Source organism: Flavobacterium sp., from assembly GCF_020217025.1.
In the GTDB taxonomy this organism is placed as follows: domain Bacteria; phylum Bacteroidota; class Bacteroidia; order Flavobacteriales; family Flavobacteriaceae; genus Flavobacterium.
The window spans coordinates 1-10000 of sequence record NZ_JAIWOF010000213.1 but is presented as its reverse complement, the minus strand read 5'-3'; the positions used below and the strand labels follow the sequence as shown (position 1 = coordinate 10000).

Annotated in this window: 11 protein-coding genes; 4 read left to right on the top strand and 7 right to left on the bottom strand. The window is 32.7% G+C overall.

The genetic code is table 11. From position 1 onward, the window contains the following. The 4 genes from LDL23_RS11115 to LDL23_RS11100 form a co-directional block, all read right to left on the bottom strand. Positions 1 to 399, bottom strand: a 399-nt coding sequence (locus LDL23_RS11115; RefSeq protein WP_291265766.1) for a lyase family protein, incomplete at its 3' end; no start/stop codon positions are given. Between the two features lie 74 nt (positions 400 to 473). Further along, the gene (locus tag LDL23_RS11110; RefSeq protein ID WP_291265765.1) at positions 474 to 1163 is read right to left on the bottom strand and encodes a Sir2 family NAD-dependent protein deacetylase; all 690 of its coding nucleotides are present in this window, start codon (positions 1161 to 1163) and stop codon (positions 474 to 476) included. Positions 1164 to 1215: 52 nt separating this feature from the next. Then, a complete protein-coding gene (locus tag LDL23_RS11105) occupies positions 1216 to 2001 on the bottom strand; it encodes an anti-sigma factor (RefSeq protein ID WP_291265764.1) in 786 nt (261 codons plus the stop codon). Further along, complete coding sequence (locus LDL23_RS11100) at positions 1994 to 2524, bottom strand: sigma-70 family RNA polymerase sigma factor (RefSeq protein WP_231834856.1); 531 nt, start codon at positions 2522 to 2524, stop codon at positions 1994 to 1996. Before LDL23_RS11100 ends, LDL23_RS11105 begins: the two co-directional genes overlap by 8 nt. A 56-nt stretch (positions 2525 to 2580) precedes the next feature. On the opposite strand from LDL23_RS11100, the gene LDL23_RS11095 reads away from it, so the two are divergent. Next, complete coding sequence (locus LDL23_RS11095) at positions 2581 to 3258, top strand: RNA methyltransferase (RefSeq protein WP_291265763.1); 678 nt, start codon at positions 2581 to 2583, stop codon at positions 3256 to 3258. Between the two features lies 1 nt (position 3259). Here LDL23_RS11095 and LDL23_RS11090 read toward each other — a convergent pair whose 3' ends face one another. After that, positions 3260 to 4033, bottom strand: a complete 774-nt coding sequence (locus tag LDL23_RS11090; protein WP_291265762.1) for a carboxypeptidase-like regulatory domain-containing protein — start codon at positions 4031 to 4033, stop codon at positions 3260 to 3262. 86 nt (positions 4034 to 4119) lie between these two features. After that, positions 4120 to 6033, bottom strand: coding sequence for a DEAD/DEAH box helicase (locus tag LDL23_RS11085; RefSeq protein WP_291265761.1), 1914 nt, complete (start codon positions 6031 to 6033; stop codon positions 4120 to 4122). 182 nt (positions 6034 to 6215) lie between these two features. Here LDL23_RS11085 and LDL23_RS11080 point away from each other — a divergent pair, with 182 nt between their 5' ends. Further along, the gene (locus tag LDL23_RS11080; protein WP_291265760.1) at positions 6216 to 6830 is read left to right on the top strand and encodes a trimeric intracellular cation channel family protein; all 615 of its coding nucleotides are present in this window, start codon (positions 6216 to 6218) and stop codon (positions 6828 to 6830) included. Here LDL23_RS11080 and LDL23_RS11075 read toward each other — a convergent pair. Beyond that, entirely contained in the window at positions 6799 to 7380 is a 582-nt protein-coding gene (locus LDL23_RS11075; protein WP_291265759.1) for a non-canonical purine NTP diphosphatase, read from the bottom strand. The genes LDL23_RS11080 and LDL23_RS11075 overlap by 32 nt on opposite strands. A gap of 94 nt (positions 7381 to 7474) precedes the next feature. Between LDL23_RS11075 and LDL23_RS11070 the strand changes: the two genes are divergently transcribed. Together LDL23_RS11070 and LDL23_RS11065 are read left to right on the top strand one after the other, a co-directional pair. Continuing rightward, the gene (locus tag LDL23_RS11070) at positions 7475 to 9262 is read left to right on the top strand and encodes a hypothetical protein (RefSeq protein WP_291265758.1); all 1788 of its coding nucleotides are present in this window, start codon (positions 7475 to 7477) and stop codon (positions 9260 to 9262) included. A 231-nt stretch (positions 9263 to 9493) separates the two neighbouring features. After that, positions 9494 to 10000, top strand: a 507-nt coding sequence (locus LDL23_RS11065) for an aminotransferase class I/II-fold pyridoxal phosphate-dependent enzyme (protein ID WP_291265757.1), incomplete at its 3' end; no start/stop codon positions are given.

The window sequence follows — 10000 nt, the reverse complement described above, 5'->3', positions numbered from 1 at the left end:
TGTAGAAAGCGGAATCGCTGTATTGTTGATATCTTGAGAAGTCAATCCGAAATGGATAAACTCTTTAAATTCTTGTAATCCTAAACCGTCGAATTTCGATTTGATGAAATATTCTACCGCTTTTACATCGTGATTCGTTGTTTTTTCGGTTTCTTTAATCCAAAGTGCATCTTCGGTAGAAAAGTTTTTGTAAATCGCTCTTAAAGAATCGTAAATTGATTTGTCAATTTTGGCTAATTGAGGTAAATCAGCTTCGCGCAAAGCAATAAAATATTCAACCTCTACCAGTACGCGGTATTTAATTAAGGCTTCTTCAGAAAAATAAGGAGATAATGAAATAGTTTTGCTTCTATAACGACCATCAATTGGCGAAATAGCATTTAATTCTGTTAATTGCATTTTGTTGTGTGTTGTTTAAAGAAGTGCAAATTTAGTAATTAGTGATTAGTTATGAGTAATTAGTTTCGAGTTTTTTACTTTAAATTTAAAAGTTCTTCTTTCACAATTTTCATTCCTTCAACTGCGGTTAGTGGTAATACTTTTAGCTCATTTGGTAAATCATAAATTGTGGCTGGATTTGGATCGATATAATACACGGGGACATTTTGATTCACATAATTCATCAATCCTGCTGCAGGATATACTTGTAAAGAAGTTCCGATAATGATTAAAATATCAGCCGTTTCTACTACATCAATAGTGTATTCAATCATGGGAACATCTTCACCAAACCAAACAATATGTGGACGCAATTGATTGCCTTCTAAATCGAAATCGCCTAGATTTAAATCGTGTTTCCAATCGATTACAAAGTCTTCGTTTGAAATGCTTCGCACTTTTAATAATTCGCCATGTAGATGAATCACTTTGTTGCTACCAGCTCTTTCGTGTAAATCGTCAACGTTTTGGGTTATGATGTGCATGTTGAAATGTGCTTCTAATTCGGCTAGAATTTCGTGAGCTTTGTTGGGTATAACTGTTAAAAGTTGGGCTCTTCTTTTGTTGTAAAAGTCCAATACTAATTCGGCATTTTTCTTCCAACTCAATGGTGAAGCTACTTCCATAATATCATGGCCTTCCCACAAGCCATCTGCATCTCGGAATGTTTTGATTCCGCTTTCGGCACTAATTCCAGCACCTGTTAGTACTACAATTTTTTTCATTTATCTTTTGCAATTTTAAAAAACAAATGCGCCATAAAGACGCATTTGAATATTATACTTTTCCTAAGGTATAGAGTTGTTCCATTGTTGGTCCGGCACTTCCGCCAGCTGGTTCTAATGTAATTCCGAAGGCTTGTGCTTCATTTACGTTTTCTACTTTAATTACTTTTGTAGTACTTGTAGCGTATGAATCAAGCAATCCAATACTTGTAGGTGTTAAAACAGGTTCTAATTTTAACGCCCAAACTTGGTACACCATTCCTTCTGGAGGAGTTGGTAGTCCAGAAGCATCAATATATACTTCTTTTGTGTTTTTGTTGTAATAGGCTTTTGCATAAGCGTTTGGAGCAACTTGTTGTCCAGCTAAAGCTACGGCAATGTTACTTGTATCTCTTAAAATAGCTAAAACTTCTTCTGATTCTTTCTTCTTCAATTCTAAATTTACAACCGATTCTTGTAATAAGTCTTTCTGATTAGAAACATTATTTAAGGTTTCGTTAGTATGATTTAATTTATAAAATTGAAGTCCGAAACCAACCACTAATACTGCTGCTGCAACCCAACCCGTATATTGTGACCAATTTGAACGTGGTTTCATAGTTACGACTTTGCTTCTTCCTAATAACTCAGCTCTGATTTTTTCAAAATTCGTTGCTGATAAATGAGGTGCTACACTGTGTGATAAATTAATGACTGCTGATTCAATAGCCTTAATTTCCTCTCTCACTTCAGGATATTGTGCTGCCATTTGATTGACTTCCGCAATTTCTTCATCGGAAAGTTTTCCAAATACATACAGTTCTAAAATACCTGATTCTATATATTCTCTACTATTCATTGATCATTAGTCTTAATTCATTCATACAATTTCTGTTCTGCGTTTTCACGGTTCCTAAAGGAATCTCTAATTCATCTGACGCTTCTTGTTGGGTATACCCTTTAAAAAACAACAAATCAATTAGTTGGATGCACTTTGGTTTCAATTTCTTGATAAACTCTTTAATTCCAATCGCATCTATTTTGTTGATGGTCTTCGAGTTATCGTCAAGTATATGTACGAAATTATCGGTAGATAAGTTTTTTTGATTGTTGTTAAAGTTTTTAGAACGTAATTTATCGATAGAAGTATTACGGGCAATATTCAACATCCAAGTGTAAAGTCGGCCTTTAGAGGTGTTGTACGTATCGATATTTTTCCAAATTTTAACAAAAACTTCCTGAAGCACATCTTCTGCTTCTTCTTTATCTTTAATTAAATTGAAAATAATTCCGTACAAACTCTTCGAATAATTATCATAGAGTAGCGTAAATGACCTATCGTCTTTTTTAAGTAATAGGGGCAAAAGTTCTTCTTGTGTCATGCAATTTTCTTTTTTTTTGTCTAAAATAATAAAAAAAGTAGTATTATTTTTGCGATATGGAGAATTTTAATCAAGAGTTGTTAACATATTTAGAAGGTTTTCTAACTGAAAATAGAAAAGAAGGCTTTTTACGAGTGTTGAAAAACAGAACTAAACATTTCACTATTGCAATGGAAGATGTGTATCAATTGCACAATACTAGTGCGGTAATGCGTAGTTGTGAAGTTTTTGGAATACAAGAATTGAATGTAATTGAACAAAAATTTGGGAAGCGAATTGACACTGAAATTGCAATGGGCGCTCAAAAATGGGTAGATGTGAATCGTTTTAATACCGTTCAAAGTTGTATTGATGAAATGAAAGCAAAAGGCTATCAAGTTATTGCTACAACACCTCATAATGATTCTTGTATGTTGCACGAATTTGATATTTCGAACCCATCAGCTTTGTTTTTTGGAACCGAGCGAAACGGATTATCGGAAGAAGTAATTCAACAAGCGGATGGATTTTTGAAAATTCCGATGGTGGGTTATACCGAAAGTTTGAATATTTCGGTTTCTGCAGCGATTATTATCCAAGATATTACGAATCGATTAAGACAATCTAATATTGATTGGCAATTATCGGAAGAAGAAATTTTAGAAAAACGTTTAGATTGGACTCGAAAATCGATAAAAGATATTGAGTTTATTGAACGTAAGTTTCACGAATTAAAAGAAAACGTTTCGGAATGAATTATTTATTCTTCTTTAAGATTTTATAATCTTCATAGCAAGCGCTAATAGCATCCATGATTTGCAAGTCGTTTGCTGTTTGGATAAAGTATTCGGAATAATTACAGTTTTGAAGGATTAAAGGAATGTCATCTTTACTAATTTCTAACAAAGCAGCTAACGTTTCTCTGTCAAATTTAGTAGCTAAAAGATTTCTAACGGTATCGTCTTTCTTCATTTCTTTCAGCTTTTTCATTTCTTTTGGTCGTTTTCCGAATGCATTGTATAAGAAGTCGGCTGGATTTGAAATGGAACCTAAAACTTTTGCAATTGCTCCAGGTTTGTATTCACCACCTTCATAGCCTGCTTTTAATCCAGAAATGCTGTAACGATAAGCGTCATCGGATACGGGTATTAATTTTGTATCCACTTCTACATAACCAGTTAAATTGTATTTTGCTACAACTACTTCGTCTAAGACGTAGGCTTTTTCACTCAAGTAGATTTTTGTTGGGTTTTCTTTAATCCAGTCGTTGGTTACTTTAACTTTAACAGTTTCATAACCTAAATACGTAAACAATATAGTGTCGTTTACTTTTGCGCCAATTTCAAATATTCCACTAGGGGTGGTTACAGTACCTTTTACACGTGAAGCATTGATTACGTGAACATTGCCCATGGGAAGCTTTGTTCCGTTATGAATAACGGTACCTTTAATATTTGTTACAAGTGTGTCATTTTGTGCAAAACAAATATTAGAAATGAATACAAAAAGAAAAACTACAAAATATCTCATCCTTTAAATTATTGATTCAAAAATACGAATCAAAAGGGGATATTTTGTAGTTTTCTATAAAATTATAAGAAAATTAACGAAAATCGTTAGCTTCTTCTTGGTCTTCTTGGTCTTGATGAATCTCCAGCACTTTCAGCACGTCTTGGAGCTCTGTCAGAAAATCCGCCTTCTCTTCTTGGAGCCGAACTGCTTCTTTCATTACTTCTTTCACCTCTGAAACCACCATCTCTTGAGCCTTCTCTTCTAGGAGCCGAACCTCTATCGCTTCTGAAACCACCGTCTCTTCCGCCTTCTCTTCTTGGAGCAGAACCGCTTCTTTCTCCTCTAAATCCGCCTTCACGTCTTCCGCCACCAGAATTTCTTCCGTTGTGATCGCGTCTTCCGCCACCGTCGTTTTTAGAAATTTCAACGTTGATTCTACGACCGTTCATGTCATATCCGTTAAGAATAGACATTACTTTGTCAGTATGCTCACCATCTGTATTAAAGAAAGAGAAACCTTCTTTCACGTCTACTTTAAATACGTCATCTCTGCCTAAATCTAAAGTTTCTTTGATGAAATCTTTTAATTGCATCCAATCGAAATCGTCTCTTGCTCCAATGTTGATGAAATAACGAACTGGATCACCTGCTCTAATTTCTCTTGGTTCAGAACTTCTTTCTCTATCACTTCCTCTTTCACCTGCTAAATCACGTTTTGTTTTGTAATAGTTAATGAATCTATTAAATTCAACAGAAACCATTTTCTTAATTAACTCTTCTTTAGATAAACCATCTAAAACTTCATTAATTGCAGGTAAATAGGTGTCGATATCATGATCAACTTCAGTGTCTTTAATCTTGTTTGCTAAGTGTAATAACTGAATTTCGCAGATTTCAATTCCAGATGGGATTGTTTTTTCTTCGAATTTTTGTTGGATAATACGCTCAATTGAGTGTATTTTTCTGATTTCACTTTTCGTAACGATTACAATTGAAGTTCCTAATTTTCCAGCTCTACCAGTTCTTCCCGAACGGTGATTGTACGTTTCAATTTCGTCTGGTAATTGGTAGTTTACTACGTGCGTTACATTATCAACATCAATTCCACGAGCTGCAACGTCTGTAGCAACTAACATTTGAATTTGACGACCACGGAACGATTTCATTACGCCATCACGTTGTGCTTGCGATAAATCTCCGTGTAAAGCCGCTGCGTTATAACCATCTTCGATTAATTTTTCAGCAACTGCTTGTGTATCACGTTTTGTTCTACAAAAAACTACTGAAAAAATGTCAGGATTAGCATCAGCTAAACGTTTTAAAGCTTCGTAACGGTCTCTTGCGTTTACTACGTAATATTCGTGAGAAACGGTAGCCGAACCTGAATTTTTGTGTCCAACCGTAATTTCTTCTGGGCTCGACATGAATTGTTTCGCAATACGCGCTACTTCAGCTGGCATTGTTGCAGAGAATAACCAAGTGTTTTTCTCGTCTGGTGTGTCCGATAAAATGGAACAAATGTCTTCGTAGAATCCCATGTTTAACATCTCATCTGCCTCATCTAAGATACAAAAATCGATGTTTTTAATGTTTACAAGACCTCTGTTAATCATGTCTTGCATTCTACCTGGTGTAGCCACAATAATTTGTGCACCACGTTTAACTTCTCTAGCTTGTTCTGTAATGCTTGCACCACCATAAACAGCCACAGTATGTAACCCCTTTATGTACTTTGAGTATAATTTAATCTCGTTGGTGATTTGTAAGCATAATTCACGTGTTGGCGATAAAATTAAGGCTTGAGTATTTTTGTTCTCAGCATCAATTTTTTGAATTAGCGGGAAACCAAAAGCTGCGGTTTTCCCTGTACCTGTTTGCGCTAGGGCAACTAAATCTGTGTTTTGTTCCAATAGTACTGGAATCGCTTTTTCTTGTACTTCTGACGGATTCTCAAATCCTAGATCTTTAATCGCCAGCAGTAGCGACTCATTCAATCCTAATTGTTCAAATTTATTCATAAAATATTTTAAATTGGGTGCAAAGGTACGCTTTATAAATCAGATTAACTAATTTGTTACTAATTGATTTTCAATTTGTTATGATTTTGATGTTTTTCACAGATTTTATAAAAAATGTTTTATAGTTAATTTCGGGATAGAAAAATTGCAAAATGAAGTACTTTTGTAAGAAATGATATAAGATGTTTGAACTGTTAGATATTATCGGAACATTAGTATTTGCTATTTCAGGTGCTTTGACTGCAATTTATAAGAAGCTGGACTTATTTGGTGTATATTGTATTGCATTTGTTACCGCTTTAGGTGGAGGAACGGTTCGCGATGTCATGATAGGAAGAACGCCAGTAGGATGGATGTTAGATATCGATTATATTTACATCATTACTTTAGGTTTTATACTTTCTATAATATTCAATCGGTATTTAGAGCGTTTGCGAATTTCAATGTTACTATTTGATACGATTGGATTAGGAGTTTTTACTTTAATCGGTTTGGAAAAAGGAATAGAGTATGGATTAAGTCCTGTTGTTTGTGTGATTTTAGGAACTTTGACAGCGACTTTTGGTGGTGTAATTCGCGATATTTTGTGTAATGAAATTCCGGTTTTGTTCCGAAAGGAAATTTATGCAACGCTTTGTATTGCTGGCGGAATTTTGTTCTTCTTATTGCAAGAGTTACAAGTGCAAGGTGAAGTAATTTCGCTAACAGTTGCCATTTTCATCATTACATTCCGATTAATAGCCTTTAAGTACAATTGGAGTTTACCTATAGGCTCTGTTTTTGCAAGAAAAGAATAAGTTCTTTTACGGCAATTCCTCTGTGGCTAATGGTTGATTTTTCTTCCATAGTTAATTCAGCAAAGGTTTTTTCATATCCTTCAGCTACAAAAATTGGGTCGTAACCAAAACCGTTGGTTCCGATTTTTTCTTCGATGATTTTTCCGTTGATGATTCCTGTGAATAGGTTTTGTTTTCCGTTAAGATTTAAAGCTATAACTGTTTTGAAATTTGCTTTTCTATTCGGTTTGTCGCTTAATTCCGATAAAAGTTTATCCATATTGTCATTCGCATCTTTTTGTTCGCCTGCATATCGAGCAGAATAAACTCCAGGTGCACCATTTAAAGCCTCAACTTCTAACCCTGTATCATCTGCAAAGCAATTATAACCATATTTCTCGGTAACGTAATTGGCTTTTAAAATGGCATTTCCTTCAATCGTATCGGCGGTTTCTGGAATATCTTCGGTGCAACCAATATCTTCCAAACTTACAATTTGAATAGTATTTGGAACTAAAGCTTGAATTTCCTGAATTTTGTTTTTGTTGTTGGATGCGAATACGAGTTTCATGTGAGGAAAAATTTTGTGTAAATATAATGAACTAATTATTATTTCTATATTTGATAAATAGATTGAGTTACCAAATCTAAATTAAAGTTTTAAAATGAAAATAAAACTCCTTATTGTTATATTAATTTCAGCAATATCAAGTTATTCTCAAGAGTCATTTCCAAAATACACAGAAGTTGTTAATCATTTATTTAGAAATTACAAAGCAGATTCCATCGATTCAATAAATACAATACTTTTAGAAAAAAGAGAAATTGGATGGAAGGTTACGACTATAGATTCTCAATCTAAAGATACTATTAGCGAAGTTTTTTGGGATAGTAATAAAAAACAATACAATACTATTAGTTTTCCTCCAAATCCTGACAAAATAGTTGATGAAGATGCTATTAAAAATTTCGTTAGTAGAACAACAACAGTTAGGTTTGATAATCTTAAATATTATGGATATGTTGGATGGGACCAAGATTTAATAAGATTGTATGAAAATAAAGACAAGCTGACTGATTTAGAATTGTATTCTCTTGGCTATGCATATTCCAATTATGCAAGTGGATTATTGAATAATAATTTTGAGTTTTCCGATTCTAAAATTAATATGAATTTACCCATTTCTAAAAATGCTATGACTAATGATCAATTGGAAAGATATTTGTCGTTTCAAAATAAAGCTATTAATAGTTACAAGGAATTGTATAAAAGAAACCCAAAATTTGAAACTATTCCAGGGCAAATAGGGATAAAGTATTACAATGAAATAGCAAGTAATTTTCTCAACCTTAGAATTTATCAGAATGAAGAGTTAGCCGAGAAACAAATTCAAGATTTAAATTTATATTCGGAAAATTATAAAATGTATGCTAAATACATGTTGGATTCTTGTGAAAAAAACGGCATATTATTCACAGTTGGAGATAATGATACTTTTCCCTTGTTGATTTATCAAGTAAAGAATAATTACCGTAAAGATGTTTTAATTGTAAACACAAGTTTGCTACAAGATAGTAGATATGTAATTATGATGAAAAATCGTGTTTTGGATTCAGAAGGAATTAGATTATCGATAGGTAATGAATTTATTAAAGATAGATTGAGTGAAGTTTTACTTTTTAATTTTAGAACTGAAGATTTTATTTCAATTGATGATTTAAGTAAAATTGTTTCAAATGAATCAAATATTGTTGAAGGTAATTCTAATGTATATAAAGCTGTTTTTTCAAATAATTTTAAATTAAGCCATAACACTAAAGTTTTAAATTGGAGTATTAATGAAAACGCACTCTACAGAAATCATTTGATTTTATTAGATATTATTGCAACTAATAAGTGGAAAAGGCCAATTTATTTTGCTACTAATAATTCACACGATAATTATTTAGGTTTGTCTAAATATTTGCAATTTGAAGGATTAGTTTACAAATTAGTTTCAAATGAAGGAATAACTTCAGATGATGAAATTGGTTTTGTTTCTCCTATTAAATTAGAAGATAATATGGCCAAGATGTATAATTTTACAAATAAGGTCAATTTGCCTGTTGAGGAACGTCAACTTATTATGGATTTTAGATTAATTTATAATCGATTAGCAAATTACTATATTGAACATGATAATTTCCAAAAAGCTGAGTCAATTTTAGATGAATGTTTAAGAATCTATCCTAATAATTTGGCATATTTTAGTTTTGATGCTTATTCAATAATTGAAAGTTATTATAGAATAAATTCTTTTGAAAAAGGTAAAGCCATAGCATCTCAATTAATGCAAAACATTAAAGATGGAGTTGATAATTATAGTTTCTTGGATGAAGAAGAAAGAAAAGTAAAATACGATAAAACGAAAAAGTATTTACAATCGTTAAATAAACATTACGAGGTAGATTAATCTTGTTGAAATGCCTATAAAGTATAAAAGCCGATCTGGAGCGATCGACTTTTACGGTGAACGTGTAACCACATTTCTGTGTCGTTCGGTGCAAATGTAAGCCCATTTATGAAATATACAAGCCCTTTTTTAATTTATTTTTTTTTACTTCCATTTTTTACTTCTAAATAAATTATAATAAAAACTTTTTTCTTTATACTTTTGCTTCGTTTTTAACACCTATTATATATCATGGTAAAAGATTTATTCGAAAGAATTCAGAACAATAAAGGTCCGTTAGGAAAATGGGCTTCACAAGCAGAAGGATATTATGTGTTTCCTAAATTAGAAGGAGAGTTGGGTCCAAGAATGAAATTTCATGGAAAAGATATTTTAAATTGGAGTTTGAATGATTATTTAGGTTTAGCCAATCATCCAGAAGTGCGTAAAGCAGATGCTGATGCGGCAGTTCAATATGGAGCAGCTTACCCAATGGGAGCTCGTATGATGAGTGGTCATACTAAATATCACGAACAATTAGAAAATGAATTAGCTGCTTTTGTAATGAAAGAATCAGCTTATTTATTAAACTTTGGTTACCAAGGAATGGTATCTATTATTGATGCTTTAGTAACCAAAAACGATATCATTGTATACGATGTAGATTCTCACGCTTGTATTATTGATGGTGTACGTTTACACATGGGAAAACGTTTCACTTACAAGCACAATGATTTAGAAAGTATGGAGAAAAACCTA

Excerpts from the sequence above, each read along its gene's own strand:
- LDL23_RS11110 (WP_291265765.1), bottom strand. The coding sequence starts at position 1,163 with ATGAAAAAAATTGTAGTACTAACAGGTGCTGGAATTAGTGCCGAAAGC.
- LDL23_RS11105 (WP_291265764.1), bottom strand. The coding sequence starts at position 2,001 with ATGAATAGTAGAGAATATATAGAATCAGGTATTTTAGAACTGTATGTA.
- LDL23_RS11100 (WP_231834856.1), bottom strand. The coding sequence starts at position 2,524 with ATGACACAAGAAGAACTTTTGCCCCTATTACTTAAAAAAGACGATAGG.
- LDL23_RS11095 (WP_291265763.1), top strand. The coding sequence starts at position 2,581 with ATGGAGAATTTTAATCAAGAGTTGTTAACATATTTAGAAGGTTTTCTA.
- LDL23_RS11090 (WP_291265762.1), bottom strand. The coding sequence starts at position 4,033 with ATGAGATATTTTGTAGTTTTTCTTTTTGTATTCATTTCTAATATTTGT.
- LDL23_RS11085 (WP_291265761.1), bottom strand. The coding sequence starts at position 6,033 with ATGAATAAATTTGAACAATTAGGATTGAATGAGTCGCTACTGCTGGCG.
- LDL23_RS11080 (WP_291265760.1), top strand. The coding sequence starts at position 6,216 with ATGTTTGAACTGTTAGATATTATCGGAACATTAGTATTTGCTATTTCA.
- LDL23_RS11075 (WP_291265759.1), bottom strand. The coding sequence starts at position 7,380 with ATGAAACTCGTATTCGCATCCAACAACAAAAACAAAATTCAGGAAATT.
- LDL23_RS11070 (WP_291265758.1), top strand. The coding sequence starts at position 7,475 with ATGAAAATAAAACTCCTTATTGTTATATTAATTTCAGCAATATCAAGT.